This is a genomic window from Serratia sp. 2880STDY5682894, assembly GCF_001537385.1.
Lineage (GTDB): Bacteria > Pseudomonadota > Gammaproteobacteria > Enterobacterales > Enterobacteriaceae > Serratia > Serratia nevei.
Window position 1 is genome coordinate 178,537 of record NZ_FCJA01000007.1, and the last position, 26,963, is coordinate 205,499.

Annotated in this window: 33 protein-coding genes and 1 riboswitch; of the genes, 16 read left to right on the top strand and 17 right to left on the bottom strand. The window is 57.6% G+C overall.

Going from position 1 to position 26,963, the window contains the following annotated elements; all coding sequences use genetic code 11:
• Positions 1–70 precede the first annotated feature (70 nt).
• A complete protein-coding gene (cspC, locus tag AWX27_RS17110; protein WP_004927572.1) occupies positions 71–280 on the bottom strand; it encodes a transcription antiterminator/RNA stability regulator CspE in 210 nt (69 codons plus the stop codon).
• Positions 281–526: 246 nt separating this feature from the next.
• Here cspC and purT point away from each other — a divergent pair, with 246 nt between their 5' ends.
• A complete protein-coding gene (purT, locus tag AWX27_RS17115) occupies positions 527–1,705 on the top strand; it encodes a formate-dependent phosphoribosylglycinamide formyltransferase (RefSeq protein ID WP_060423968.1) in 1,179 nt (392 codons plus the stop codon).
• A gap of 34 nt (positions 1,706–1,739) precedes the next feature.
• On the opposite strand, the gene AWX27_RS17120 is transcribed toward purT, so the two are convergent.
• Complete coding sequence (locus tag AWX27_RS17120; protein ID WP_049202444.1) at positions 1,740–1,985, bottom strand: YoaH family protein; 246 nt, start codon at positions 1,983–1,985, stop codon at positions 1,740–1,742.
• Between the two features lie 70 nt (positions 1,986–2,055).
• Positions 2,056–3,057 (bottom strand): glycosyltransferase, encoded by a 1,002-nt coding sequence (locus AWX27_RS17125; protein ID WP_060423969.1) that lies wholly within the window; start codon positions 3,055–3,057, stop codon positions 2,056–2,058.
• Between the two features lie 529 nt (positions 3,058–3,586).
• On the opposite strand from AWX27_RS17125, the gene pabB reads away from it, so the two are divergent.
• The 4 genes from pabB (at position 3,587) to AWX27_RS17145 (ending at position 9,201) form a co-directional block, all read left to right on the top strand.
• A complete protein-coding gene (gene pabB / locus AWX27_RS17130; protein ID WP_060424112.1) occupies positions 3,587–4,960 on the top strand; it encodes an aminodeoxychorismate synthase component 1 in 1,374 nt (457 codons plus the stop codon).
• Positions 4,957–5,535 carry a CoA pyrophosphatase gene (locus AWX27_RS17135; RefSeq protein ID WP_060423972.1) on the top strand — a complete coding sequence of 193 codons (579 nt, stop codon included), beginning with the start codon at positions 4,957–4,959 and terminating at the stop codon, positions 5,533–5,535. Before pabB ends, AWX27_RS17135 begins: the two co-directional genes overlap by 4 nt.
• A gap of 446 nt (positions 5,536–5,981) precedes the next feature.
• Entirely contained in the window at positions 5,982–7,346 is a 1,365-nt protein-coding gene (gene sdaA / locus AWX27_RS17140) for an L-serine ammonia-lyase (RefSeq protein ID WP_060423975.1), read from the top strand.
• Between the two features lie 268 nt (positions 7,347–7,614).
• Entirely contained in the window at positions 7,615–9,201 is a 1,587-nt protein-coding gene (locus tag AWX27_RS17145) for an EAL domain-containing protein (protein ID WP_060423977.1), read from the top strand.
• A gap of 16 nt (positions 9,202–9,217) precedes the next feature.
• On the opposite strand, the gene AWX27_RS17150 is transcribed toward AWX27_RS17145, so the two are convergent.
• Positions 9,218–10,762 carry a TerC family protein gene (locus tag AWX27_RS17150; protein ID WP_049195011.1) on the bottom strand — a complete coding sequence of 515 codons (1,545 nt, stop codon included), beginning with the start codon at positions 10,760–10,762 and terminating at the stop codon, positions 9,218–9,220.
• Positions 10,763–11,324: 562 nt separating this feature from the next.
• On the opposite strand from AWX27_RS17150, the gene manX reads away from it, so the two are divergent.
• The 5 genes from manX (at position 11,325) to mntP (ending at position 15,494) form a co-directional block, all read left to right on the top strand.
• A complete protein-coding gene (gene manX, locus AWX27_RS17155; protein WP_033654424.1) occupies positions 11,325–12,284 on the top strand; it encodes a PTS mannose transporter subunit IIAB in 960 nt (319 codons plus the stop codon).
• Positions 12,285–12,339: 55 nt separating this feature from the next.
• The gene (locus AWX27_RS17160) at positions 12,340–13,140 is read left to right on the top strand and encodes a PTS mannose/fructose/sorbose transporter subunit IIC (RefSeq protein WP_033634888.1); all 801 of its coding nucleotides are present in this window, start codon (positions 12,340–12,342) and stop codon (positions 13,138–13,140) included.
• A gap of 15 nt (positions 13,141–13,155) precedes the next feature.
• Positions 13,156–13,998: a PTS mannose transporter subunit IID gene (locus tag AWX27_RS17165; RefSeq protein ID WP_033634889.1), complete on the top strand. Its 843-nt coding sequence runs from the start codon at positions 13,156–13,158 to the stop codon at positions 13,996–13,998.
• A 54-nt stretch (positions 13,999–14,052) separates the two neighbouring features.
• Positions 14,053–14,511 carry a DUF986 family protein gene (locus AWX27_RS17170; protein ID WP_060423979.1) on the top strand — a complete coding sequence of 153 codons (459 nt, stop codon included), beginning with the start codon at positions 14,053–14,055 and terminating at the stop codon, positions 14,509–14,511.
• Between the two features lie 218 nt (positions 14,512–14,729).
• A riboswitch (yybP-ykoY riboswitch) is annotated at positions 14,730–14,917 on the top strand.
• Positions 14,918–14,924: 7 nt separating this feature from the next.
• Positions 14,925–15,494: a manganese efflux pump MntP gene (gene mntP / locus AWX27_RS17175; RefSeq protein ID WP_004927615.1), complete on the top strand. Its 570-nt coding sequence runs from the start codon at positions 14,925–14,927 to the stop codon at positions 15,492–15,494.
• A gap of 62 nt (positions 15,495–15,556) precedes the next feature.
• Here the strand turns inward: mntP and rlmA are convergent, their stop codons facing one another.
• Entirely contained in the window at positions 15,557–16,375 is an 819-nt protein-coding gene (rlmA, locus tag AWX27_RS17180) for a 23S rRNA (guanine(745)-N(1))-methyltransferase (RefSeq protein WP_060423982.1), read from the bottom strand.
• 161 nt (positions 16,376–16,536) lie between these two features.
• Here rlmA and pgeF point away from each other — a divergent pair, with 161 nt between their 5' ends.
• A complete protein-coding gene (gene pgeF / locus AWX27_RS17185; RefSeq protein WP_060423984.1) occupies positions 16,537–17,253 on the top strand; it encodes a peptidoglycan editing factor PgeF in 717 nt (238 codons plus the stop codon).
• Positions 17,254–17,305: 52 nt separating this feature from the next.
• Here pgeF and cspE read toward each other — a convergent pair whose 3' ends face one another.
• The 4 genes from cspE to AWX27_RS17195 all read right to left on the bottom strand — a co-directional run bounded on the left by cspE (position 17,306) and on the right by AWX27_RS17195 (position 19,390).
• The gene (gene cspE, locus AWX27_RS17190) at positions 17,306–17,515 is read right to left on the bottom strand and encodes a transcription antiterminator/RNA stability regulator CspE (protein ID WP_002221949.1); all 210 of its coding nucleotides are present in this window, start codon (positions 17,513–17,515) and stop codon (positions 17,306–17,308) included.
• A gap of 41 nt (positions 17,516–17,556) precedes the next feature.
• The gene (locus AWX27_RS24650) at positions 17,557–17,673 is read right to left on the bottom strand and encodes a DUF2627 domain-containing protein (protein ID WP_002211058.1); all 117 of its coding nucleotides are present in this window, start codon (positions 17,671–17,673) and stop codon (positions 17,557–17,559) included.
• 68 nt (positions 17,674–17,741) lie between these two features.
• Entirely contained in the window at positions 17,742–17,909 is a 168-nt protein-coding gene (locus AWX27_RS25385; RefSeq protein WP_154618193.1) for a hypothetical protein, read from the bottom strand.
• A 446-nt stretch (positions 17,910–18,355) separates the two neighbouring features.
• On the bottom strand, positions 18,356–19,390 hold the full coding sequence (locus AWX27_RS17195) for an MBL fold metallo-hydrolase (RefSeq protein ID WP_060423987.1): 1,035 nt from the start codon (positions 19,388–19,390) through the stop codon (positions 18,356–18,358).
• A gap of 222 nt (positions 19,391–19,612) precedes the next feature.
• Between AWX27_RS17195 and AWX27_RS17200 the strand changes: the two genes are divergently transcribed.
• Entirely contained in the window at positions 19,613–19,903 is a 291-nt protein-coding gene (locus AWX27_RS17200) for a hypothetical protein (protein ID WP_044031054.1), read from the top strand.
• A 47-nt stretch (positions 19,904–19,950) separates the two neighbouring features.
• Here AWX27_RS17200 and AWX27_RS17205 read toward each other — a convergent pair whose 3' ends face one another.
• The 3 genes from AWX27_RS17205 to AWX27_RS17215 form a co-directional block, all read right to left on the bottom strand.
• Entirely contained in the window at positions 19,951–21,312 is a 1,362-nt protein-coding gene (locus tag AWX27_RS17205; protein ID WP_038877059.1) for an amino acid permease, read from the bottom strand.
• Positions 21,313–21,487: 175 nt separating this feature from the next.
• Complete coding sequence (locus AWX27_RS17210; RefSeq protein ID WP_004927680.1) at positions 21,488–21,724, bottom strand: DUF4060 family protein; 237 nt, start codon at positions 21,722–21,724, stop codon at positions 21,488–21,490.
• A gap of 74 nt (positions 21,725–21,798) precedes the next feature.
• Positions 21,799–22,101 (bottom strand): phage protein NinX family protein, encoded by a 303-nt coding sequence (locus AWX27_RS17215; RefSeq protein WP_038877055.1) that lies wholly within the window; start codon positions 22,099–22,101, stop codon positions 21,799–21,801.
• Between the two features lie 170 nt (positions 22,102–22,271).
• Here AWX27_RS17215 and fos point away from each other — a divergent pair, with 170 nt between their 5' ends.
• Positions 22,272–22,679 (top strand): fosfomycin resistance glutathione transferase, encoded by a 408-nt coding sequence (gene fos / locus AWX27_RS17220; protein ID WP_038877053.1) that lies wholly within the window; start codon positions 22,272–22,274, stop codon positions 22,677–22,679.
• A gap of 39 nt (positions 22,680–22,718) precedes the next feature.
• On the opposite strand, the gene AWX27_RS17225 is transcribed toward fos, so the two are convergent.
• The gene (locus AWX27_RS17225) at positions 22,719–22,997 is read right to left on the bottom strand and encodes a YebO family protein (RefSeq protein WP_060423990.1); all 279 of its coding nucleotides are present in this window, start codon (positions 22,995–22,997) and stop codon (positions 22,719–22,721) included.
• A gap of 81 nt (positions 22,998–23,078) precedes the next feature.
• The gene (locus tag AWX27_RS17230; protein ID WP_004927688.1) at positions 23,079–23,237 is read right to left on the bottom strand and encodes a PhoP/PhoQ regulatory lipoprotein MgrB; all 159 of its coding nucleotides are present in this window, start codon (positions 23,235–23,237) and stop codon (positions 23,079–23,081) included.
• A 161-nt stretch (positions 23,238–23,398) separates the two neighbouring features.
• Here AWX27_RS17230 and AWX27_RS17235 point away from each other — a divergent pair, with 161 nt between their 5' ends.
• Positions 23,399–23,632: a YobH family protein gene (locus AWX27_RS17235; RefSeq protein WP_038877047.1), complete on the top strand. Its 234-nt coding sequence runs from the start codon at positions 23,399–23,401 to the stop codon at positions 23,630–23,632.
• Between the two features lie 40 nt (positions 23,633–23,672).
• Here AWX27_RS17235 and AWX27_RS17240 read toward each other — a convergent pair whose 3' ends face one another.
• Positions 23,673–23,912, bottom strand: a complete 240-nt coding sequence (locus tag AWX27_RS17240; RefSeq protein ID WP_025303170.1) for a DUF2766 family protein — start codon at positions 23,910–23,912, stop codon at positions 23,673–23,675.
• 183 nt (positions 23,913–24,095) lie between these two features.
• On the opposite strand from AWX27_RS17240, the gene AWX27_RS17245 reads away from it, so the two are divergent.
• The gene (locus AWX27_RS17245) at positions 24,096–24,308 is read left to right on the top strand and encodes a YccJ family protein (protein WP_004927694.1); all 213 of its coding nucleotides are present in this window, start codon (positions 24,096–24,098) and stop codon (positions 24,306–24,308) included.
• A 447-nt stretch (positions 24,309–24,755) separates the two neighbouring features.
• A complete protein-coding gene (locus tag AWX27_RS17250) occupies positions 24,756–25,142 on the top strand; it encodes a helix-turn-helix domain-containing protein (protein WP_004927697.1) in 387 nt (128 codons plus the stop codon).
• A 21-nt stretch (positions 25,143–25,163) separates the two neighbouring features.
• Here AWX27_RS17250 and AWX27_RS17255 read toward each other — a convergent pair whose 3' ends face one another.
• Entirely contained in the window at positions 25,164–25,511 is a 348-nt protein-coding gene (locus AWX27_RS17255; protein WP_225529049.1) for a DUF1304 domain-containing protein, read from the bottom strand.
• Positions 25,512–25,944: 433 nt separating this feature from the next.
• Positions 25,945–26,886: a pirin family protein gene (locus tag AWX27_RS17260; RefSeq protein WP_060423995.1), complete on the bottom strand. Its 942-nt coding sequence runs from the start codon at positions 26,884–26,886 to the stop codon at positions 25,945–25,947.
• Positions 26,887–26,963: the final 77 nt, after the last annotated feature.

A 26,963-nucleotide genomic window follows, 5' to 3' on the forward strand; every position in this document is an offset into this window, starting at 1 on the left:
AGATGGGCGGCGTTACGGGCAGCGGGCATAAAAAAACCCGCCGGCGGCGGGTTTCTTGGCGGCTCAGTCGTTAAATAGCAACGACGTTGGCTGCGGCTGGGCCACGTTGGCTGTCCTGGATGGAGAACTCAACCTGCTGGCCTTCAGCCAGGGTCTTGAAACCATCGCTAACGATAGCGGAAAAATGAACGAAAACGTCTTTAGAGCCGTCGGCAGGCGTGATGAAGCCGAAACCTTTGCTTTCGTTGAACCATTTAACGTGACCAGTGATCTTGCTCATTTGTGTTTCCTTTACTTGATAAACCTGCCTTGACGGCACGAGACGCGAAAACCTTGCTATATGTAGGCCTTCTTTCGCCGTCGCTTATTAACGCACAATCGCCCATGCAGGGCAAATATTTCTGCTTGTTATAAAAACAGTCAGTTAGCAACAAACTTGGCGCGGCGGCTGCGCACGCAATCGTTTTCGTATATACTGCCCGCCGATCATCAATCCGCTTACTTTCACCGATCCAGGTACGAAACTATGTTAACGATTGGAACCGCCCTGCGCCCTTCCGCCACCCGCGTTATGTTGCTCGGCTCCGGGGAGCTGGGTAAAGAAGTCGCCATTGAATGCCAGCGCCTCGGTCTGGAAGTGATCGCCGTCGATCGCTATCCCGACGCCCCCGCCATGCATGTGGCGCACCGCAGCCACGTCATCAATATGCTGGACGGTGACGCGCTGAAAGCCGTTATCGAACAAGAGCGGCCGGACTATATCGTTCCCGAAATCGAAGCGATCGCCACCGCCATGCTGGTCGAACTTGAACGCCAGGGCCACCGCGTAGTGCCCTGCGCCGAAGCCACCCGCCTGACGATGAACCGTGAAGGCATCCGCCGCCTGGCGGCGGAAGAGCTTGGCCTGCCCACCTCCAGCTATCGCTTTGCCGACAGCGAGGCGACTTTCCAGCAGGCGGTCGAACACATCGGCTATCCGTGCATCGTCAAACCGGTGATGAGCTCTTCCGGCAAGGGGCAAAGCCTGATCCGCACGCCTGAACAACTGCAAAGCGCCTGGGATTACGCCCAACAGGGCGGCCGCGCCGGCGGCGGCCGGGTGATCGTCGAAGGGCTGGTAAGATTCGATTTTGAAATTACGTTGCTGACCATCAGCGCCGTGGACGGCGTGCACTTCTGCGAGCCGATCGGCCATCGTCAGGAGGATGGGGACTATCGCGAATCCTGGCAGCCGCAACTGATGTCGGCGACGGCGCTGAGCCGGGCCCAGGCTATCGCGGAGAAAGTGGTGAAAGCCTTGGGCGGTTTCGGGCTGTTCGGCGTGGAGCTGTTCGTCTGTGGCGACGAAGTGATCTTCAGCGAGGTGTCACCGCGCCCGCACGATACCGGCATGGTCACGTTGATTTCACAGGATCTGTCCGAGTTCGCCCTGCACGTTCGCGCTTTTCTCGGGTTGCCGATCGGCGCCATCCGCCAGTTCGGCCCTTCCGCTTCGGCAGTGATCCTGCCGCAGCTCACCAGCAGCGATGTGCGTTTCAGCGGATTGGAAAATGCGCTGTGCGGGCACAACCAGCTGCGCCTGTTCGGCAAACCGGAGATCGCCGGGCAACGTCGTCTGGGCGTAGCGCTGGCAACGGCGAGCACGACGGAACAGGCGGTGGAGCTGGCGAAACAAGCCGCCGCCGCCGTGGCGGTCAACGGCTGAAACTGACGGGGCCGCTTGCGCGGCCCCGATAACATCAATAGTCTTCGTCTTCTTCAGCATCGTCATCCCGCGACGCCTCCGGTGCGGCATCATGCTGCTCGTCTTCATCATCGTCATCGAACAGTACCGCAACCTGAGCGCCCTGATGCTTCTCACGAATTTCCTGCGCAACGCGAGCAATGGCTTCACCGCTGCTCATGCCCTGCTCCATCAGTTGATGGATGCGATCCGCCGCTTCCTGCTGCTCCGCGTGACTCAGTAATGGCATACCTGCATGCATGTGTCGTTCTCTCCGGCAAAAGGGAGAAGGAGTATACGCGCTAACGCGACGGATCCCAACGTCTTGTGCCTCAGGCCGGTTGCGAACAGCCATTATCGCTGCGCCACTGCTTCAGGCGATGCCGCCACAGCATGACATGCCACCCCTGCTTCACGCCGCGCGCGTTGGCGAACATCGCTCTGTCGATGCCGCGCTGATAAAACTCTTCGGTAATCTGATTCTGGGCGACCGGATCCGGCTCACGGCGAATGCTGTGGCAAATGCCCAACGCTTCACGGGTAATTTGCCAATGAAAAGCCGGACGAATGGCAATGCTGCCAGCATAGCGCAAATTGAGCCGCTCCAGCATTTCGACGATTTTCATATAGTGGCGTTGATAATCCACGTTTGCTTTGCCGGTGCGGCGACGATTGCTGATCGACTTGTCGTGTACCCGTTGACGGTACAGCGGCGTACTTAAATATTTGACCCGTTGGGCATTAAACATGACCTCGGTCGTCCAGGGAATATCCTGATGATGTAATCCCGGTTCAAAATAAAGCCGATGCCGGCGGATAAAATCGAGGCGATATATTGCCAACCATACAACGTGAATAAATTTTCTCGATTTCAATGCACGTTCGAACCACTGTACGCCGGCGATAACGTCGGTGGTCTGTAAACGTGCCTCGGGAAAAATCGGCTGTAATTCGTCTTCACTGGCGAAATAGCGCTCGCCATTGCATTGCATCACGTCTAATTGGTGGAGCTCCGCCTGCTCCAGCAGCGTGGAATACATGTCCGGCGCCAGCAGATCGTCGGCATCGGGAAACGCCACGTATTTTCCCCGGGCCACGGCGAGCCCGGCATTACGCGCGTTAGAAACGCCGGCGTTGGCCTGATCGATGACCCGAATATGCGGATGCGCCGCCGCGTAACGGTGCGCGGTCTCTCCTGAACCGTCGGTAGAACCATCGTTGACGATGATCACCTCCAGGCGTTGTTCGCGTTGGGCCAGCAACGAAGCCAGGAAAGGCTCTAATAATTCTCCCGCATTGTGCATCGGGACGATGACGCTCAGCATTAACGACATAGGCGGCTCTTCAATGATAATGTAACAAAATAATAATTTTATTTTTTTAAAAATATCAATCCATTCAGCGCCAGAGGGGATAAATAGGCCTAAGGCGCTCAGATTTCCGCAACAGGCTAAATAAGATTTATCTTGTTTTGTCTTTTCATGCTTTCAGCAAGAAAAACAGTGTCAAATCAGGCATCCATTTCACTGAGTGGCCCGCGCGACAAAACACAGGCAAAACTTTCCCGCATCACCCAGTTAATAACCATGGGTAACAATAAATTAATGAAATTAACGAATCGTTTTTATATTTCTCGGGTCTTGCGCCCTCGATAAAGCAGGCTTCCAGTTTATTTGACGTTAAATTTTTAACATACCGAAGTATAATGAATGGCGCAAAAAATGCCTTATTTCAGGTTTATTGAACTGCCGTTTATGTGAACTGTGCTGCATGTCTCGCATGGCAAAACATGCATGCCTTAGCCGTCTATGGCACACTAACGCCCAGACATTGCCGTCTTCACAGCCAGGTTTTTTGACGTTCATGAGCGTAACCGCCCCAAACATAAAGTCTTTGCCCTATAGCCGCAGTGCCCTGATGACGCTTTTCGCCCCGCTTTCAGCACAGCCCTGGGCGATGTTGCTGCATTCGGGCTTTGCCGATCACTCGCATAACCGCTTCGATATTCTGGTCGCACAGCCGCGCGTTACGCTCACCACGCGTGGCCCCGACACGGTAATTGAAAGTGACGGCGTCACTACTCAGTCGAAGGAAGATCCGTTTTCCCTGCTGCAGCAGCAGTTGGCAGAGCAAGGTTGGCAGCCGGCCTTTAACCCGGATCTGCCGTTTCAGGGCGGTGCCCTGGGACTGTTCGGCTACGATCTTGGGCGCCGAGTGGAAACCTTGCCGCAGTTGGCCGAAGCCGACCTCGCGTTGCCGGACATGGCGGTGGGCATTTACGACTGGGCAGCTATCGCCGACCACCAATTGCAAACCCTGACGCTGCTCAGCTATGGCGATGTGGAGCAGCGCTGGCGCTGGCTCACTCGCCAAACCGCGCCGGCGGAGCGCCCTTTCACGCTGCATAGCGGCTGGCATGCCAATATGACGCGGCGGCAATACGGCGAGAAGTTCCAACGTGTTCAGCACTACCTGCGCAGCGGCGACTGTTACCAGATTAACCTGGCACAGCGATTCTCCGCCGACTACCAGGGGGACGAATGGCAGGCGTTTTGCCGACTGAGCGCCTGCAACCGTGCGCCGTTCTCAGCCTTCCTGCGGCTGCCGCACAACAGCGTGCTGAGCGTCTCTCCCGAGCGCTTCCTCTGGCTGGAGCAGCAGCGTATCCAAACCCGCCCGATCAAGGGCACGCTGCCGCGGCTGGCGGACGCAGAACAAGACGCCGCACAGGCTCGCCGTTTGGCCGATTCGCCCAAGGACCGCGCTGAAAATCTGATGATCGTCGATCTGCTGCGCAACGATATCGGCCGCGTCGCCCAGCCCGGCAGCGTACGGGTGCCGGAACTGTTCGTCGTGGAGCCGTTCCCGGCGGTACATCACCTGGTGAGCACCATTACCGCCACCCTGCCGGAGCAGGCCTCGGCCACCGAGCTGCTGCGCGCCTGCTTCCCCGGCGGTTCGATCACCGGCGCGCCCAAGGTGCGGGCGATGGAAATCATCGAAGAGCTGGAGCCGCAGCGTCGCAACGCCTATTGCGGCAGCATCGGTTACCTGAGCGCCTGCGGCACCATGGACACCAACATCACCATCCGCACGCTCGTCACCGAAAACGGCCGCATCCACTGCTCCGCCGGCGGCGGCATCGTGGCAGACAGCCAGGAACAGGCGGAATACCAGGAAACCTTCGACAAGGTTGGTCGTATTCTGCCGCAGCTTGGGGAGTACTCCCTGTCGTGATCCCATCGAATTCACCGGCCTCACTGCACGCCTTTATCAGCCGTTTTCAACTGCAGTTACCGCAGGCGGCGCAGATCTCGCACAATGTGCGCCCGGCGGCGGTGCTGATCCCGATCGTTTGCCGCGCCGAGCCCACCTTGCTGTTGACCCGCCGTGCCGATTCGCTGCGTAAACATGCCGGCCAGGTGGCCTTCCCCGGCGGGAAAACCGATGCCGAAGACGGGTCGGCGATCGTCACGGCGCTGCGGGAAGCGCAGGAAGAAGTGGCGATACCGCCACACGCGGTAACCGTCCTCGGCCAAATGGCGCCGCTCGACAGCAGCACCGGATTTCAGGTCACGCCCATCGTCGGCCTCATCCCGCCGGACGTGCAGTTCCACGCCAACGAGGGCGAAGTGGCGGACGTGTTCGAGATGCCCCTGCGGGAAGCGCTGACCCTGTCGCGTTACTACCCGCTGGATATCCATCGCGCCGGCCACACGCACCGCCTTTACCTCTCCTGGTATCACAGCCAGTTTATCTGGGGGCTGACCGCCGCCATTATTCGCCGCCTGGCGCAGCAGGTCAGTATTTGACCCGCATTGCGTGATCTGACTCGCAATCTGGCATGGCCGTCGACGTCCGCTGCAGGTAAAGCGATCGAAATCACTTCATTTGATCGCTTTTTCAACTACCGTTCCGGTTGAATGGTTTTAAAAAAACTGTAAACCCTCTCTTAAACCTTACGAAATACCTGTAAAATACCACCGTCCGAGATAAACCACTGTAGAAACAGGGATTAAGCCGGCGGCGTTCAGCACGGAAAGCTGGCGCGATTACCGTTAATGGAGCTTAGGCGAAAGCGGATACCCCGCTTAAGGGTTCGCCCCGGGTAATCAGCAAAAAAAGCGACACCACGGATTATTTAATTTCATGCGAAAAAGGCAGCCGAACCCGTACGGCCCTTTTACAATATCGCTGTTCCCTGCGCGGTTTTTAACCGCCGCAGCCATAACAATACGTCTCTTTAAGGAGTTTTAGCGTGATTAGCGTTTTCGACATGTTTAAGATCGGCATCGGCCCGTCCAGCTCTCATACGGTTGGACCGATGAAAGCCGGCAAACAGTTTGTCGACGATCTGGTAAATAAAGGCCTGATGCCTTCTATCACGCGTGTTGCCGTAGACGTTTACGGCTCACTCTCATTGACCGGTAAAGGTCACCATACCGATATCGCCATCATTCTCGGCCTGGCCGGCAATATGCCGGACACCGTCGATATCGATAGCATTCCGGGTTTTATTCGCGATGTAGAGCAACGTCAACGCCTGATGCTGGCCAACGGCCTGCATGAAGTCGATTTCCCGCGCGACGGCGGCATGGTCTTCCGCAGCGACAACCTGCCGCTGCATGAGAACGGCATGCAGATCCACGCCTTCGCCGGCGAGAAAGAAGTGTACAGCAAGACCTACTACTCCATCGGCGGCGGCTTCATCGTCGACGAGGAGAACTTCGGCAAGGCCGGCGAGCAAGAGCTGAAAATGCCTTATCCGTTCAACTCCGCGCGCGAAATGCTCGACCACTGCCGCGAGACCGGCCTGTCGCTGTCCGGCATGGTGATGCAGAACGAGCTGGCGCTGCACAGCAAGCAAGAGATCGACACCTACTTCGGTAACGTCTGGCAAACCATGCGTGCCTGTATCGATCGCGGTCTGAACACCGAAGGCGTGCTGCCGGGGCCGCTGCGCGTGCCGCGCCGTGCCTCCGCGCTGCGCCGCATGCTGGTGGCGTCGGACAAACTGTCCAACGATCCGATGAACGTAATCGACTGGGTCAACATGTTCGCGCTGGCGGTGAACGAAGAGAACGCCGCCGGCGGCCGCGTGGTCACCGCGCCGACCAACGGCGCCTGCGGCATCGTGCCCGCGGTGCTGGCTTACTACGATCACTTCATCGAATCCGTCAGCCCGGATATCTATATCCGCTACTTTATGGCGGCAGGCGCCATCGGCGCGCTGTACAAGATGAACGCTTCCATTTCCGGCGCCGAAGTTGGCTGCCAGGGTGAAGTCGGCGTGGCCTGCTCCATGGCGGCGGCCGGTCTGGCCGAGCTGCTGGGCGGCAGCCCTGAACAGGTGTGCGTGGCGGCGGAGATCGGCATGGAACACAACCTGGGTCTGACCTGCGACCCGGTTGCCGGCCAGGTACAGGTACCGTGCATCGAGCGCAACGCCATCGCTTCGGTCAAGGCGATCAACGCCGCCCGCATGGCCCTGCGCCGCACCAGCGAGCCGCGCGTTTCGCTGGATAAGGTGATCGAGACCATGTACGAAACCGGCAAAGACATGAACGCCAAGTACCGCGAAACGTCACGCGGCGGCCTGGCGATCAAGGTGCAATGCGACTGACAGACAACCCCGCCGCCCGGCGGGGTTTTTTATGGGTAATCAATTCATTGACCGCTTTTAGTGACAATGTCACCAGAAAATATCCTGCATTTTTCTCATCGATCGGGCGGTTAGCCTGCAAATTGGCCTTCTGTTTTACCATACTGAAATAATTTACTGAGTTACCATCAATCTTGTATAACCTCAGGCTAGAATTAGCCGAGCGCAACTTAAGGATCTATGGCCTGACTGTGACTCGGAGCTGGATTACCGAACAAGGATTTACCGGATGTTGATGACCCACCTCGCCGCGTCCCGATATCGTTACTACCGTTGGCTGCTGGCCGGAGCGGTGGGCGTGGCTATTCTGTTGGTATCGCTGTATACCCGTTACTATCAAGAGGTCAAAAGCATCGAGCAGAGCCAGCAGACGTTGGCTACCCGCACCGTCGGCAAGATCAACCAATTGCTGACGCCAGCGCAGATGCAGGCGGAACGCAGTATGGACATGCTGGACCAACCCTGCGAAAACGTTTCATCGACCCTGCGCTTTCGCGCCGCGCAAAATCAGGCGCTACGCGCGATGTTGCTGGTGAAAAACGGTGTTATTTACTGCTCCAGCCTGTTTGGCACCCGTCATTATCAGCTGGCCGCGGTGATGCCCACCTTCGTCGACAGCAACGCCAGGCTGGCGCTGCGCCCCTCACTGGCGGTCAGCAAAGGCCTGCCCACGCTGGTGATGTGGACGCCATCCCCCCGTGATAAAACCAGCGGCGTGCTGCACGTATTCAATATCGAGCTGCTGTCCAACTTTTTACTCGAACCGCAAGAGCCTTACGTTCAGCGAGTGGTCCTGAACGTGGACGACAGCAGCCTGGAATATGGCCGCCGCGAAATCCTGAGCCGCGACACCCTGACCAACGACCTGCGCTACACCGCCGGCTCCGCGCTGTACCCGTTCTCGATTTCACTGTTCGGCCCACAGATCGGCATGCTGGCGCTGTCCGCATTGCCGCGCCATATCCCGCTGGCGCTGTTGATCAGCCTGCTGGCGGCCTATGTGGTCTATCTGCTCACCGCCAACCGCATGAGCCTGTCTTACCACATCGGCCATGCCATCACTCATCGGGAGTTCCGCGTCTACTGTCAGCCTATCATCCACAGCGACACCGGGCGCTGCGCTGGCGTCGAGATGCTGCTGCGTTGGAAAAAGAAGCGACAAGGATGGATCTCGCCTGACGTGTTTATTCCGCTGGCCGAGCAGCATGAGCTCATCATTCCGCTCACTCGCTACCTGATGAACACCGTGACGGAAAATCTGCAGCTGTTCCCGCCACGACCGTCCTTCTACATCAGCATCAACGTCGCCGCCGAGCACTTTAAAACGCTCAACATCATCGACGATATCCGCCAGATTTGGCTGCCGGCGCACCCGATGCCCTCATTGATGCTGGAGCTGACCGAACGCACCGCGCTGTCGGCGATCCAGTATGACCAGATCCGCACGCTGAAAGACATGGGGATCATGCTGGCCATCGACGATTTCGGCACCGGCCACAGCTCGCTGAGCTACCTGAAAAACCTCAGTCCGGACGTCTTGAAGATCGATCGCGGGTTTACCGCCGCCATCGGCACCGATGCGGTCAACGCCACGGTGACCGACACCATCATTACGCTGGCGCAGCGCCTGAAGCTGAAACTGGTGGCAGAGGGGGTGGAAACGGAGGAACAGGCCGACTATCTGCGCTCACGCGAGGTCAATGCCCTGCAGGGGTATTATTTCGCCAAGCCGATGCCGATTCATGTTTTCCCGCTGTGGCTGCAGCAGTACGAATCGCGCGTCAGGAAAGCGGAAGAGGATCCGCCGGAGGCCTGAGCCCCCGGCGGGAGGGTTACGCGTGCGCCGGGTCGTCCAGGGCGACGCGGGTAACGCGCACCAGTTCGATACGGTATTCGGACACCTCAACGATATCGAAACGCAGGTGGTTCAGCTCGATGGTATCTCCCGCCACCGGCATCTGCCCGTAGTGGGCCAACAGCAGCCCCGCCAGGGTGGCGTAATCGGCGGTGGGGCTGACCAGGTCATCGCAGGCCAGCGCCTGTTCCAGCGAGTGCAGATCGGTTCCGCCCTTCACCAGCCAGCCGTCGCCTTCCGCCACGATGTCCGGCGTTTCGTCCTCGTCCGGGAATTCACCGGCAATCGCTTCCAGCACGTCCAGCGGCGTCACCAGCCCCTGCACGACGCCGAACTCATTGGTGACCACCACCAGACGCCCTTTGGCGCGACGCAGCACCGCCAGCAGCTTGATGACGTCCATGGTTTCCGGCACCACGATCGGCGGCGTGCGGGCGGCGAACTCGGCGATGTCTTCACCCTGCTCCAGCGCCACCAGCAGATCCTTGGCGCGTACCACGCCGACGATCTCATCCACCGAATCACGACACACCGGGAACAGGCTGTGCGGCGTATCCAGCAGCTGTGCGCGTACCTCCTCGCGGGAGCGCTCGCAGTCGACCCAGGAAATGTCGGTGCGCGGCGTCATCACGCTGCGCAATGAACGCGAGGCCAGCGTCAACACGCCGCTGATCATATAGCGCTCTTCCGCCGCAAAGGTTTCATCCCTCGGCAAGGCAACCGCATCGTCCGTCTGCTGTGTACGCTGCTGCCCCATCAGGCGCATGATCGCTTCCGCGGTGCGCTCGCGCATCGGGCGACGCGCTTGATGCTTGATGAAGTTGCGACGCGCGATCTGGTTGAACAATTCAATCAGGATCGAGAAGCCGATAGCGGCATACAGGTAGCCTTTAGGAATGTGCAAGCCGAAGCCTTCGGCGATCAGGCTCAAACCGATCATCAACAGGAAGCTCAGGCACAGCACCACGATGGTCGGGTGCGCGTTGACGAAGTTGGTCAACGGCTTCGACGCCAACAGCATCACCGCCATCGCGATCACCACCGCCGCCATCATCACCGGCAGATCGTTCACCATACCCACGGCGGTAATCACCGCATCGAGCGAAAACACTGCGTCAAGGATCACGATCTGCACCACCACCGCCCAGAACTTGGCGTAACCGCGGTTGGCGCCGTCCTGGTGCGTCTGCCCTTCCAGCCGTTCGTGCAGCTCCATGGTCGCCTTGAACAGCAGGAACACCCCGCCGAACAGTAGGATCAAATCGCGGCCGGAGAAGCTGAAATCGCCGACGCTGAACAGCGGCGTAGTCAGGGTTACCATCCAGGAGATCACCGACAGCAGGCCCAAACGCATCAGCAACGCCAGCGACAGGCCAATGATGCGCGCCTTATCGCGCTGCTTCGGCGGCAGCTTGTCGGCCAAAATGGCGATGAACACCAGGTTGTCGATGCCCAGCACGATTTCCAGCACCACCAGCGTAAGCAACCCCGCCCAAATAGAGGGGTCCATTAAAAATTCCATATCAGACTCCAGAGAAAAGTGGGAATGAGCGCACGCCGCTCAGACGTGACGATGCCGCCGCTGCATGGGCGCAGTCGACAATAGCAAAGTGACGGAATGGGGTTACCGGGAGATGGCCGAAGGGCCGAACAGCATATGCAACGCCAGCAGGTGGCGGGTGAAACCTGGTAAAACAGTAACTTCGGTGACAGTCCATAGGGAGGGCTGAGGCCCTTCACTCCTTAGTGATGAAAGAGGAAATTACTGTATCAGGATTTTTCTGGGGGACAAAGCGGCTTTTTCAACGGCGGTTTAGCATGGCGCCGCGCCGTATCATCTGCGACAACTAAGATTTCTCCGAGCATTCAATAACGGAGCAGCGTCACAAAAAATATTTTTTCACTCACTAAAATAAATGTCGCGTTCGTGAAGCATCACGCACAGGCATTTGAAACTGCGTGAGAAATGTTAGGCGTGCGTTTCTTTTTTTCTACCATAATGTATCTGAACCGCGGAAGTGACTGCCAAGACGGCGCGGAGAAACGACACAAACCGCGCCTGGAGTTCAACGAGGAGGTAGCGAGTGGCAATAGCTATTATCATCGGCACACACGGGGCTGCAGCGGAACAACTGCTGAAAACGGCGGAGATGCTATTGGGCGAGCAGGACAACGTCGCCTTTATAGACTTCGTTCCCGGTGAGAATGCCGAAACGTTAATCGTCAAGTACAACGAAAAAATCAGTGGGTTGGATACCAGCGGCGGCGTGCTGTTCCTGGTGGATACCTGGGGCGGCAGCCCGTTCAACGCCGCCAGCCGCATTGCGGTCGACAAAGAAAACTATGAGGTCGTCACCGGGGTCAACATTCCGATGCTGGTGGAAACCTTCATGGCGCGGGACGACAACCCCGCCTTCGATGAACTGGTGGCGCTGGCGTTGGAAACCGGCCGCGAAGGCGTGAAAGCGCTGAAAAAACCGCAGGAAGAACCCGCAAAACCCGCAGCACCCGTCGCCAAAGCCGCTGCCCCTCAGGCGCCGCTGGGGCCGAACGACCACATGAAAATCGGCCTGGCGCGCATCGATGACCGTTTGATTCACGGCCAGGTCGCCACCCGCTGGACCAAAGAAACCAACGTCAGCCGCATCATCGTCGTCAGCGATGAAGTCGCCGCCGACCATGTGCGGAAAACCCTGCTGACCCAGGTCGCCCCGCCGGGCGTCACCGCTCACGTGGTGGACGTGGCGAAGGCGATCCGCGTTTGGAACAACCCGAAGTACGCCAACGACCGCGTAATGCTGCTGTTTACCAACCCGACCGACGTCTTGCGTCTGGTGGAAGGCGGCGTGGATATTCAATCCGTCAATATCGGCGGCATGGCGTTCCGCCAGGGGAAAACCCAGGTGAACAACGCCGTTTCCGTCGATGAAAAAGATATCGAAGCGTTTAAGAAACTGAACGATCGCGGTATCGAGCTGGAGGTGCGTAAGGTCTCGTCCGACAGCCGGCTAAAAATGATGGACCTGATTAACAAACTCAATTAGTGGCGCCAGCCGCTGATTATTTTACTCAGAGCTTTTTGGTCATAGGAGAAGTGCAATGGAGATCACCACTCTTCAGATTGTGCTGATATTTATCGTTGCCTGTATCGCCGGGATGGGTTCCGTCCTCGACGAGTTTCAGTTCCACCGTCCGCTGGTCGCCTGTACCCTGATCGGCTTCATTCTCGGCGATATGAAAACCGGCATCATTATCGGCGGTACGCTGGAAATGATCGCCCTGGGCTGGATGAACATCGGTGCGGCTGTCGCGCCGGATGCCGCCCTGGCGTCCATCATCTCGACCATTCTGGTCATCGCCGGCGGGCAAAGCGTCGGCGCCGGTATCGCCCTGGCCATTCCGCTGGCGGCGGCCGGCCAGGTGTTGACCATCATCGTACGTACCCTCACCGTGGCCTTCCAGCACGCGGCGGACAGCGCGGCGGAGCGCGGCAGCCTGCGGGCCATCACCTGGATCCACATCGGTGCCCTGCTGCTGCAGGCGATGCGTATCGCCATTCCGGCGGTCATCGTCGCCATCTCGGTTGGCACCGCCGGGGTACACGCCCTGCTCAACTCGATCCCGGAAGTGGTCACCAGCGGCCTGAACATCGCCGGCGGCATGATCGTGGTGGTCGGTTACGCGATGGTGATTAACATGATGCGCGCCGGCTACCTGATGCCATTCTTCTACCTTGGTTTCGTGACCGCCGCCTTCACCAACTTCAATCTGGTAGCGCTCGGCGTCATCGGCGTGGTGATGGCCGTGCTGTATATCCAGCTCAGCCCGAAATACAACAAGTCCCAGGTTGTCCAGGCCGGCCCGGCTAATGCGAACGATCTCGATAACGAACTCGACTAGGAATAGGTGAGAGAAATGGTTGATACAACTGCTCAAAAGAAACTCACGCCGGCCGATATTCGCGGCGTATTCCTGCGCTCCAACCTGTTCCAGGGGTCGTGGAACTTCGAGCGCATGCAGGCGCTGGGTTTTTGCTTCTCGATGGTACCGGTGATCCGTCGCCTGTATCCGGAAAACAATGACGATCGCAAACAGGCGATCAAGCGCCACCTCGAGTTCTTCAACACCCACCCTTACGTGGCGGCGCCGGTGCTCGGTGTGACCATGGCGATGGAAGAGCAACGCGCCAACGGCGCGCCGATCGACGACGGTGCGATCAACGGCATCAAGGTCGGTCTGATGGGGCCATTGGCGGGCGTCGGTGACCCGATTTTCTGGGGCACCGTGCGGCCGGTGTTCGCCGCGCTCGGCGCCGGCATCGCCATGAGTGGCAGCCTGCTCGGGCCGATCCTGTTCTTCGTGCTGTTCAACCTGGTGCGCCTGCTGACCCGCTACTACGGCGTGGCCTACGGTTACCGTAAAGGGGTGGATATCGTCAACGACATGGGCGGCGGCTTCCTGCAAAAACTGACGGAAGGGGCGTCTATTCTCGGCCTGTTTGTTATGGGCGCCTTGGTCAACAAGTGGACGCACGTGAATATCCCGCTGGTGGTGTCCAAGATCACCGACCAGACCGGGCATACCAACGTCACCACGGTGCAGACCATCCTCGACCAGCTGATGCCGGGCCTGGTACCGCTGCTGCTGACCTTCGCCTGTATGTGGCTGCTGCGCAAAAAAGTCAATGCGCTGTGGATCATCATCGGCTTCTTCGTCATCGGTATCTTTGGCTATTGGATTGGCCTGCTGGGCCTGTAATCGTTCGAATCGGCCGGGGGGCAACCCCCGGCTTTTTTATGTGTGGAGCAAGAGATGTCACTGACCGACGCCGTACTGATGCTGTTTATCGCCCTGCTGTTGCTGTACTCGCTGTATGACGAATTCGGCATGGACCTGCTGAAAGGTAAAACACGGCTTAAAGTGGCGCTCAAACGCCGTCATCGCCTCGATAGCCTGATTTTCGTCGGCCTGATCGCCATTCTGATTTACCGCAACGTCACCACCAACGGTGCGGTATTAACCACCTATTTGCTTATTTCTTTGGCGCTGCTCGCGATCTATATCTCTTATATTCGCGCCCCCAAGATGGTGTTTAAAGCACAGGGTTTTTTCTTCGCGAACGTGTTTGTCGAATATAACCGCATTAAAGCCATGAATTTATCGGAGGATGGCATTCTGGCCGTCGACCTGGAACAGCACCGGCTGTTGGTTCAGGTGACGCACCTGGATGACCTGGAGAAGATTTACCACTTTTTCATTGATAATCAATAGATAAAGAAAAACTCATTTTACTTTAACTCAAACCTTGCGCTGCTTGTGGGTAATTAATCGGCAGCGCCATTTTCACTCTGACTATTATTTCCGCAACATTGTTACCCACGTCTACATTATATTCCCGCGTGAACTTAGATTAATGAAAACGAGTCTCAATTAAGAGCGAACATGACTCTAGAATAAAGTTGTCGATGGCGGAAATAATATGGTATGGTTGCGCCGTCATTGGGGAGTAGCCGGTTTCTGGAGAATAAAACGCCAGAAACGCCCGTATCAACATACTCGTTTCGCCGTATGAAACGTGGTGCGGGCAGCCAGGTAAGGTTGGCGAGACCATAGACACGTAACTCCGTCGTTTGGTTGGGGGTGGGTTACGTGTATATGGAGCCACCCGGCCGAGGCTATTTCACATGAACCTTTCAGCAACACTCATTCTCGCTTTTGGCATGTCCATGGATGCTTTCGCCGCGTCGATCGGCAAAGGTGCCAGCCTGCATCAACCCCGTTTCCGCGAAGCGATCCGCACCGGCCTGATCTTCGGCGTGGTCGAAGCGATCACCCCGCTCATCGGTTGGGCCATCGGTCTGTTCGCCAGCCAATACATCATGGAATGGGACCACTGGGTCGCCTTCTCTCTGCTGTTCATTCTCGGCATGCGCATGATCGTCGAAGGGGTACGCAACAGGCCCGATGAGGAAGAGAAGGTCAAACGCCACGGCTTCTGGATCTTGGTGGCCACCGCTATCGCCACCAGCCTCGACGCGATGGCTATCGGCGTCGGCCTGGCCTTCCTGCAGGTGAATATCGTGCATACCGCCATGGCCATCGGCTGCGCCACCATGATCATGGCGACGCTGGGCATGATGATTGGCCGCTTTATCGGCCCGCTGCTGGGCAAACGCGCCGAGATCCTCGGCGGCGTGGTGCTGATCGGTATCGGCGTCAACATTCTGCTGGAGCACCTCGGCTACCTGGCCTGAGGCGCTCACTCTGCAAAAAAACCTGCCGCGGCAGGTTTTTTTGTTTTTGAGTTCAAGGTCCCTTAGGCGTGACGTCGGTACAACGTCAGGACGAAATCCGTCTCGCACACGAACTCGGCGCCATCCGCCAGCCGCTGCTGCACCTCCGGCGTAGCACGCCAGGCGAACGGTGTCATCTGCAGCAGGTTGGCGGCCTGCGCGCCCGGTAGGGTCATCGTATAGGCCAACGCCTCTTTACGCTCGCACTCGAAACCGTCGAACTGTTCGTCCTGTTCGGCATGCAGCTGCACCTGCTGGTAGACCTGCTCTTTCAGCTGGTACAGATGACGCGGGCCCGGCGAAACCGTCACCACCACACCGCCCGGCTTCACCACCCGCGCCAGCTCCTCTGCCTTGCAAGGCGCATAAATGCGCAAGACCGCATCCAGCGCCGCGTCGGCGAACGGCAGACGGTGGCTGGAGGCGACGCAGAACGAGACCGCAGGATAACGTTTGGCGGCGTAGCGGATCGCTACCTTGGCGACGTCCAGCCCATAGACCGCCATATTGCGCGCCTGCGCCAGCCGTGCGGCCACGGCGGCGGTGTAATACCCTTCCCCACAGCCTATGTCCAACAACGCGCCTGCATCGGCCGCCAGCGCCAAATCCAGCCACTCGGCCACCTGCTGCTGCAGCGGTTGATAATAACCGCCGTCGAGAAACGCGCGCCGTGCCTGCATCATTTCCGCGCTGTCTCCCGGCTGCTTCGATCGTTTGTGCTGCACCGGCAGCAGATTGACGTAGCCTTCTTTGGCTTGATCGAACTGATGATTGCCGTCGCAACGCCAGTGTTGTGATGAAAAATGCAGCGGTTGATGACACAGAGGGCATTGATAAGACATGAATGGGCTTCCAGAAAGACAGGGCGCGGCTAGTCTAAAGAAGGCGTCGGCTCGATGCAAGGCGCATCCCCGCTCGCTTTCGCCGCCAACAACGCCTGGTCAAGCGGGGAAAAAGCTGGCTACACTGAGAGTCTGTTTTCTCACGCAGGTGAAAATAACTTATGAGCGATCGTTCCGCGCTGCTCGATGCGGTGCCCCACATTCAGCACGGCTTCGGCAGCAAACTCGCGCTGCTGCCCGGGCATCTGCTGCCCTACAGCGCCACGCTACCGGAAAAGAAGCAGGTGCACGGCACCCGTATCGTCGACGTGCTGCAACCGGCGCAGGCGTGCGGCGAGGCCGATGGTTTCTATACCCGCCAGCCCGGCATTCTGCTCAGCGTACTGACGGCGGACTGTCTGCCGGTGCTGTTCAGCCGCCGCGACGGGGGCGCCATCGCCGCGGTTCATGCCGGCTGGCGCGGGCTACTGGACGGCATTCTGGAACAGATGGCAGCGCGCATTCGCCAGGACGGCGACACCGCCGATTGGGTGGCCTCTATCGGCCCTGCCGCCGGCCCGTGCTGCTACGAAGTCGATGAAGCGCTGGTGGAAAATTTTAAACAGCGCCTGCCGCTGCCCGCCACGCTGATCAGCCCACATTACCGGCATCTGGATCTGGCCGCGATTGCCGAATACAAGCTGGCGGCGCTCGGCTTCGCCGCCGTTGACCGCGCCGGCAGCTGCACCATCTGCACGCCGGACGTCGACCCACAGCGGCCACAGCGCTTCAAATACACCAGCTATCGCCGCAACAGCCACCGGCGCGCGCAGGATCCGACGCATCCGGGGATCAAAGGCCGCAACCAGTACGCCGGCATCATCATCGCCGCCGGATGACGGAAACGAAAAAGCCCGCTCGAAGGCGGGCTTTTTGTACAGCTGACGCTGATTAGATAGCAGTAACGTTTACTGCAGATGGGCCTTTCTGGCCATCTTGGATTTCGAACTCAACGTTCTGGCCTTCAGCCAGGGTTTTGAAGCCGTTACCCTGGATTGCAGAGAAGTGTACGAACACGTCTTTGCTGCCGTCAGCCGGGGTGATGAAACCGAAACCTTTAGACTCGTTGAACCACTTAACTTGACCTTTGATCTTTGCCATCTTGAGTATTTCCTTTGGATTGTTTAAACCGCCCGAGGGCGTTACATAGACAAACTAGAGTCGTTACTGCTTGAGGCACTAAGATAAGGATCGGCAGAGAAGCGGTATTCAACGCTAACGTCTTTACTCAGAACTTCTTTACTGAAAATGCCACACATATACAGAACTGTACCTCGTTTTACCCAGATGCGTTATCACATACTCTGTATGCGATGGCAAGCCATTTTTAATCACTGAACGACATGTCGCACATATTTGAAACGGTCGAGAGCCACATTTGCTTAAATAGGCCAAAAGATGTTGAAGCATCGGCTATTTTCTGCTTGCCAAACTGGCTGCGCCAGACCCCGCATTCTGATAGCGTTTTAACAAAACTTTCATCGTTTTGACGCATCTCCTTCTCGACGTTTTCGCTTTTTCGTCGCTTATAGCGTTAAAAAATTTGAATCTTTATGGAATGTCATATGCAACATTTGAATATCGATGAACGGGGGCCAATTTATTCAATGCTCCTCCGCCCCTTTACCGTCGGAAAGCGCATTCACCATCGGCCTTCATCCCTGTCACCGCACGGCATGCGCCAGAGCGTGACGAGAGCCGGCAACCGCGCTGACACGCCGACCAACGGCTGCATAAGCATGCAACGTCCTGACGCCTCCCCCGCTGGCCGGTGGCTTCATCCTAAATAATCCGAAAACCCTAAATCTGAATAACCGGAATAACCTTATGAATAGCGAAAGTGCGACATTGAATTAAATCCGGAAAATCGGGTGGTTATTTGAATCCCACCCCGCACTTATCAATTTTGCTAATTACTGCCACGCTTTCAAACCGTTGATCTTATTCTTTCCTCTCTACCACCGGGCGGATAGACAACGCCTGCTGCGAGTCCTGCAACGCGATGCGCTCGCCAATCTTCAGCGGATGGAATTGATGCTGTTCCAGCCCCGCCTCGCTCAGCGCCAGGTTCAGTTGCTGCGGCGGTTCGTCCAGCGATTCATCCGCCAGTTCGAATACCCCCCAATGGATGGGAATGGCTCGCGGCTGATTCAGCTCGCGATACAGCGCCACCGACTGCTGCGGATCCATATGTTGCTCCTGCATGAACCAGCGCGGCGCATAGGCGCCAATGGGCAGTGCCGCCACGTCGAACGGGCCCAACCGTTGACCGATTTCCGCCAACCGCGCCGAATAGCCGCTGTCGCCGGAAAAATAGAACCGCAGCGCCGGATGATGGATTACCCAACCGCACCACAGCGAGCGATTGCGATCCCACAACGTGCGCATGCTCCAGTGCCGCGCCGGCGTGGCATAGACCGTCAGCCCACCTAACGACAGGCTCTGCCACCAGTCCAGCTCATGCACCTTCAGCCGATAACGGCGGAACCAACGCTTCAAGCCGAGCGGCACGATAAACTCGGCCTGTGGGAAGCGCCGCGCCAGCTGCCGCACCGTGCGCCTGTCGAGATGGTCATAATGATTATGGGAGATCAGCACCGCATCCACCGCCGGCAATTGCTCCACCGTCAGCGGCGCCGGCGTTCTGCGCTTCGGCCCGTAGAAGCTCAGCGGCGAGGCGCGTTCGGACAACACCGGGTCGATCAGGATATAGCGGCCACCCAGCCGCAATAGCATGGATGCATGCCCCAGCCACCAGATGCTGTCATCGCTGCCGCTGAGATCGGCGGGTTGCCACCAGCGTTCGGTAAATTGCGCGTAGCCCTGCTGCGGCGGCCTGGGCAGCCCCTGCCGCTTGCGCTCATCCTGCCAACGCTGCAGGTCGCCCTCTTGGCGCTGAGAGGGTTCCGGGTTGCGAAATCCCTCCGGCGTGTGATGCGCCTTGGCCGCATCGTAGTAACGATTGATTCTCTTCATCCAGCCCCTTCTCCTGACCGCTGCGCCCCCTGCATGGGCGTGACTTTCAGTGTAACAAACCCGACGAGACTCGCACTTCGTCAGCCGTGCGCTGCATTGCGGGACCTTTTGCCGTATGCTGTTGTCTCACTCCGGTGAGACAGCCAGGGCCGCCAAGAGCCCGTTAAGACTCTCTTAAGATCTTTGTGATTGACTTGTAGGGCATACAGAAAAGGAGAAGTTATGAGTCGTTCTACATCCCGCAAATCAGGCATCGGCCTGGGGCGCCGTATTCGCAGCGCGCTGCTGGCGCAGAAGCAATACTGGAAAATGTATTTCGCCATGAAGCTGCGCCGTCTGCGCGTACCGGCGCCACTGGTTCTGCTGGGCGGTTCGCTGCTCGGGTTTTTCATGCTGACCCTGCTGATGCTCAGCGTGGTCGCCATCGACGTGATCAGCACCCTGCTGCTGCTGTGCCGGAAACTGCTGGGGCGGGGTCACGGTGAGGGGCGCGCCTTTATGCCGCGCGGCTGACGTAGAAAAGAAGCGGAGGCGCAGACTACGCCTCCGCCGCATACCGATTAGCGCTTGGCGCCTTTACGGCGCGTCAGCATAAACCCGCACCACAGCACCGCAATCCACACCGGCATCAGCAACACCGAAATGCGGATCCCTTCGCTGAAATACATAATCACCAGAATCAGGCCGAGGAACGCCAGGCACAGGTAGTTGCCGAACGGATACCACAGCGCCTTAAAGCTGGGGATGACGCCCTGGCGATTCTTGGCGGCGCGGAATTTCAGGTGCGCCAGGCAAATCATCACCCAGTTTATCACCAACGTTGACACCACCAGCGCCATCAGCAGCTCAAACGCCTTGCCGGGCATCAGGTAGTTGATCAGCACGCCAATCGAGGTAATCAACGCCGACAGCGCGATGGACAATACCGGCACGCCGCGTTTATTCACGCGCGTCAGCGCCTGCGGCGCATTGCCCTGGCTGGCCAGCCCGAACAGCATGCGGCTGTTGGCGTAAACGCCGCTGTTGTAGACCGACAGCGCGGCGGTCAACACCACCACGTTGAGCACGGTCGCCACCAGATTGCTGTTCAGCGCATGGAAGATCAGTACGAACGGGCTACCGCCCTCCACCACTTGCCCCCACGGATAGAGCGACAGCAGCACGGTCAGCGAGCCGATATAGAAGATCAGAATGCGGTACACCACCTGATTGGTGGCTTTGGGAATGCTGCGGCGCGGATCGGCGGCTTCCGCTGCGGTGATGCCGACCATTTCCAGCCCGCCGAACGAGAACATGATGACCGCCATCGCCATCACCAGCCCGGAGAAGCCATGCGGCATAAAGCCGCCCTGCTGCCACAGGTTGGTGATGCTGGCCTGTGGCCCGCCGTTGCCACTGACCAACAGCCAGGCGCCGAACACGATCATGCCGACAATCGCCACCACTTTGATGATGGCGAACCAGAACTCGGTTTCGCCGTACAGACGCACGTTCACCAGATTAATCAGGTTGATCAGCACGAAAAACAGCGCGGCGGAGGCCCAGGTGGGGATTTCCGGCCACCAGTACTGAATGTAGATGCCGACGGCGGTCAATTCCGCCATGCCGACCAGAATGAACATTGCCCAGTAGTTCCAGCCGGAAAGGAAGCCGGCGAAGTCGCCCCAATATTTATAGGCAAAGTGGCTGAAAGATCCGGCGACCGGCTCCTCCACCACCATTTCGCCCAGCTGGCGCATGATTAAAAACGCGATAAAACCGCCGATGGCGTAGCCCAACAGCACGGCGGGGCCGGCCATTTTAATGGTTTGCGCAATGCCGAGAAATAAACCGGTACCGATGGCGCCCCCGAGGGCAATAAGCTGTATGTGTCTGTTTTTTAAACCGCGTTTTAGCGGAGTGTCCTGATGCTGACCGCCCATCTTATCCTCATATGGCGTACACCCTTGCCGTTATCGGCCAAGATTTCACCAATCAATAAATGTATCTGCGGGCGGCTTTTTAACACTTAACCCCGTGAGCATCAAGGAGAAGCGCCCCGAGACGGCGGGCCGGAGCGCGATTTTTTTACCGTGAGAAAGCGGATAAGAGCGGCGTTTAGCCGGGCATTCCGCACAGTTTGGTCAGGTTGCGCGCGCCGATCATCAGCGTGGCGACATAAGATTGGCTACGCGTGACCACTTCCACCGCCACGCGATCGTTTTGATATTTTATCAGGTAGGTCGAGGGCCAGCCCTGACGGCGCTGGCCGAAGCTTTCGGCATGACGATCGATCGCCGCATGGGCAATCACCAGATGAGACAAGTTTTTATCACCTTTGATAATGCGCTTCATAAACAGCCTCCGCCAACGACAGCTCTGTTATTAGAAAAAGGAGAAACTCTTACCAATCACCGGTATTGTTCGAATCAGTTAGCCTGCCGGCTCATCAGGAAGCAGATCATCGCCGCGCGCAGCGGGCTGACGCTGTCCGCCTGCCATTCACCGCCCTGGGTGCTCATGCGCGCCTGCCATTGCGGGCTGTCGCTTTGGTTATCGGGGTTCAGACTGATTTTGTTGGCGCAAATGATCGGCCAGGCATCGGAGGGATTCTTGCAGTAATCTTTACCTTTCACACCACCGTAGGGATACCACTTGTCCGGGTTCTCCCCGGTCAGCAGCGCGATGCTGCGGTTCACTTCGGCATCGCTTTCTTCGTACCATTTAATCATCGGCTTTATCCATCTTTCGTAAGGTTCGCGCTACATTACGATGTCTGTACGACAGTTTTATGACAGCGCCGCCGGTTTTCACATTATCTCTACTAATGCTTTGCCCCCTTTATCTTTCCTTAGCGCCTGCGTACACTTTTCCCTCTGTTCAGCGCCCAGGAAATGCATGCATGTTGACCGGCCTCAATCACCTGACGCTCGCCGTCAGCGATCTCGATCGCAGCTTCGAATTTTATCGCCATCTGTTGGGGTTTACCCCGCACGCCCGCTGGCAGGGCGGCGCTTATCTCTCGTTGGGGGCGTTGTGGCTGTGTCTGTCGCGGGATGAGGCCCGGGCGCAACAAAGCGCGCGCGATTACACCCATTACGCCTTCAGCGTAGCGCCGGAACACATTGAGCAGGTCAGCGAGCGGCTGCGCCAGAACGGCGTCAAAGAGTGGAAGAGCAATCGCAGCGAAGGCGAATCGCTCTATTTTCTCGATCCTGACGGGCACCAGTTGGAGATCCATGCCGGCGATCTGGCCAGCCGCCTGGCGGCATGCCGGGAAAAACCGTATCAGGGCATGGTGTTTTACTGAGGCGCCCCGGCGGCGCTGCCGCCAGCCGGAGCATCATGCTTAACGTTCGGGGATAAAACCTTTGAAATCCAGCGCGGGGCTGAGATCGTCGTCGTCAGCAGCATCGCCGCCATCAGCGCGTGCACGGTGCGCCAGGCGTTTCAACAGCGCCGTTTGTTGGCGTTGTTGCTCGGCAATCTCCTGCAGCAGACGAATCTGCTCGTTGGCGCGCACGCTGGCGCGGTTCACCAGAAACCAAACCCACAGCCCAACCAGCAACGCCACGGCGGCGAGGGCCAGCGACAACAGGCCGTTCTGGCCAAAACCTAAATCGTACATGGACAACCCTATCTACTGCGACATTCAGGCCGCCATCTTAACACTCGCGGCGGCCGTGCGAACATCCCTGCCAAAAATTGCTTACCAGGGCACGAAGCGCGTTACCGAGCAGATGCCCAGCGCAAAGTTTCCGCCATCGTCGCAATAACTGTCCAGCGCCAACAGGTAGAAAAACAGGCAGGCAGCGACGGCCGTCATTATCACGAGGATTTTTTTTCGCAACAAATTTAGCAGCCTCATTGTTATCTGGGTAATCTATCGCGCATGTTATCACAGCGAAGTTAAACGAAGTTTAACTTGTCGTTTAGATTTCTGGCTATCGCCCGGTTTTCAGACTGTTACCCTTGCCGTCATGCCGTTGTCGTGGCTAGATGGGCCCTCAGGGACAATGAGGAAGCACAATGAGCAGATTGATTAAGTGGGTACTGGTGTTGGCGGTCATTTACGGCGGCTTTTTGATCTCGGGTTACGGCGTGCTGATAGGCAGCAACAAGAACGTTGGCGGGTTGGGATTGCAGTGCAAATACCTGACGGCGCGCAACGTGGCGATCGCCCAGTACGTCAATGGCGACAACGGTTTCATCGGCGTAGCCGACTGCCCGCTGTTCAAGAAAATCGAAACGGTGGTGGATTAACCGCCACCGCCCGACGCCGCCGCCCTGCGGCGGCCCCGCCTCAGCTGCGGGTGAACTTCATCTCGATCAGCGCAATCGCCTTGTCAATCGCGCGGCGAGTCACCGGATCGGCGCCTGCAGGATGCGTGGAGAAATCGATGCTTTTAAGCTGACCCGCCATCTTGTCACGCACTTCGGTAGGCGCAATCACGTCGATAACGTCCAGAATCTGTTTGATGACCAGTTGGCAAGCGACCAGATCGGAAGCCAGTTCCTGCTCGTTGCTCAGCATGTCAGACATAATAATTTTCCTCTTGATTCAAACGCCGCACAGAATAGCACGCCGCCTGCACCATTGCCCGCTCTCCCCGCCTTTTTCCCCCTTCTGCGCACCGCCGGGCAAAAGCCCGCGGCGGATTAGCCTATACTTGCAGCATGACAGTGGCAAAAACCACCCGTAAGCCACAACCAACAGGAGAAAGTTATGGCGAATCACAATGTGAAATCCTGGGCGACAGTGCGTGAAACTTCGGTGGAAATCGCCGAAGCTATTTTTGAACTGGCAGGGAACGACGAAGTGTTGGCACAGAAGATCTGGGAAGAAGGCAGCGACGAAGCGTTGGAGAAGGCCTTTGCCAAAACCACCGCCGATCAGCTTTATTGGGGAGAGGAAACCGTCGAGCGGAAAAACGTTTGAGCGGCTACGCAACAAAAAGCCCGGGTTTCTGACCCAGGCTTTCCCGATTCGCGATCGCCCCGCTCAGCGGCGTGCAATGTCTCTTGCTCTCACGGTTCTTCACCTCCCACACCTTCCGCATTTTTCATGCTCATCACCGGCATCGCCATAAAAGCGCCGACGCCCACGATTACAACCAGAGTAATAATCACTGTCATTAACATGCGATCACCCCATCAACGTTGAGTTGTTACGGCTGACTCTGTTTTGGCGGTTACTTGCTGTGGCCTTTTCCGCGTCACCCACCGCGGCGGCGACAGTCTCAGATTAGCCGTTTTTCCTTTCTACTGACAAGCTGTGGTTGAACGGTTTTTCCGAATAATTGCCCCCCGTCACCGGCGGCGTTTTTGTCCGCGGCGGCAAGTTGTGTATACTTCACCGCTATGTAGATCTCACACTGACGCACTGATGATACAAGAACACCATCTCTCATTGGTCTGCGCCCTCAGCAAATGGGTCGAAACTCACCTTGGACGAGTGATCCATCTCGAAGAGCTGGCCGAGTACTCCGGCTACTCGCTGTGGCACATGCAGAAGCTGTTCAAAGAAGCGACAGGGATTTCGCTGGGCAAATACATTCGCGAACGCCGTCTGGCCGGCGCGGTTTACCAACTGCGCAGCAGTGAAGCGTCGATCTTCGATATCGCCCTGGACTTTGGCTTCGGCTCACAGTCCCACTTCACCTACATGTTCAGAAAGCGTTTTAATATCACGCCTTATGATTTCCGTCAGGATTTGAGCGTCGATCTGCACATCGACCCGCCGTTGCACGTCATTCACCAAAAATCCGCCTGACGCCCGCCGTAAACCGGCGGGTTAACGCGCCCCCCATACCGCCAGCATCGCGATCAAGGCCGGCAGCGCCTGCACCCACAGGATCTTGCGGCTGGCGGTCAGCCCGCCGAACACCCCGGCCGCCAACACGCACCCGAGAAAGAACAGCTGCAGCGCCATGTCCTCACGCCAGTAGCCCCATGCCAGCCCCAGCGCCAGAAAACCGTTGTACAGCCCCTGATTGGCGGCCAATACCCGCGTGGCCGCGGCAAACTCCGCCGTTGTACCGAAGGCGCGTCTGCCGAGCGGCGCACGCCACAGGAACATTTCCAGCACCAGGATATAAAGATGGAGCACCGCGATGAGCAACAGCAAAATATCGGCAAACAGCTTCATGAGTGTCCCTATCGCTTATTGAAGATGTCATTAAGTATAATCGCGTAGCCTCTATCGCCAGACAACGGCGATAAAAAAACCCGCCGAAGCGGGTTTATGCAGGAGTCATTTTTTGAGGTTAGTTTAATACGGCGACCAACAATGCCGCGACAGAGACCCAAAACAGCGCCGTGGCAATCACGACATGGGACAGTCTTGCACGATAGAGTACCTGGCTCATAATGACCTCACTGACATCTGACTAACGGGAGACAACCTGACTTCCTGAGGATTATCCTAAACTTCTTCTCATTGTCATTATATGCGCCAGATCACTGTTCTGCCGATAAACCTTATTCTGTGGTAAAGCTGGAGCCGCGATCACAGTAATTTCGCCTTATTAGAGCGAAATAAGCCGAATAATCGCGGCGATTATATCCTAACGCTATCAAACATCGCCCCAGGGCAGGCGCGGCGCGGTCATCCGCTCGCCGGAATAACCGCTCACCGGCGGAAAACGCGGCGCCCCTTGTTCCCAATCATGCTGGGCCCGAGTAATTTCAGCCTTGGTATGACCAACGAAATTCCACCAGATAAGAATCTCTTCGTTTAACGGCGCGCCACCAATTAATAATCCCCGGCTGCCTTTCCGTGCATTTAACTCGATAGAGTTATTCTTCATGCCCAAATAGGCAAACTCGTCAGGTGAAAAGGTTTCACCATTAAGTTCGAATTCTCCCATCAGCGGCAAGAAGCCGATTTCATAGTCATCGCGCAGCGGCAATTGCACCGTCGCCGCTTCCTGCCATTCCATATCTATGGCGATTAATGGCGAAAGGGTAAATACCGGCGAACGATAAGCGTCAAATTCCCCGACCAGCAAACGGTGATTCACGCCGTTATTCTGCCACTGCGGCAAGTCGGGATAATGATCGAAACGCGGTGCCATGTCGGCATGTTCGGCCGGCAACGCTATCCATAATTGTGCGGCATGCAATCGCCTCGGTTCGCCCACCGACTGTTCAGTATGTGCGATCCCGTGCCCAGCGGTCATCAGATTGACCTGGCCCGGACGGATCACCTGCTCGCTGCCGAGGCTGTCGCGGTGCAGCACTTCGCCTTCGATCATCCAGGTGAACGTTTGCAGACCGATGTGCGGATGCGGCCCCACATCCATGCCGGGCGAGGTACCGTTGAATACCGTCGGCCCGGCGTGATCGAGAAAGCACCAGGCACCGACGGTACGCCTTTCCCGGGTTGGCAGCGCGCGGTTGATCGGAATGCCCCCCACTTCGGCGTTACGCACGGCAATACGCTGGATCTGGCGCACGCCGTCAACGACGGGGCACTCGCGTGAGGGTGAAGAGAGCGTAGGACGGGACTGACTCATCGCAAAGACCTCCTGAATGGCGCCGATTCGCCAAGGGATAACCGTCCCAGCTTAACACAGGACAGCTCACCTCACAG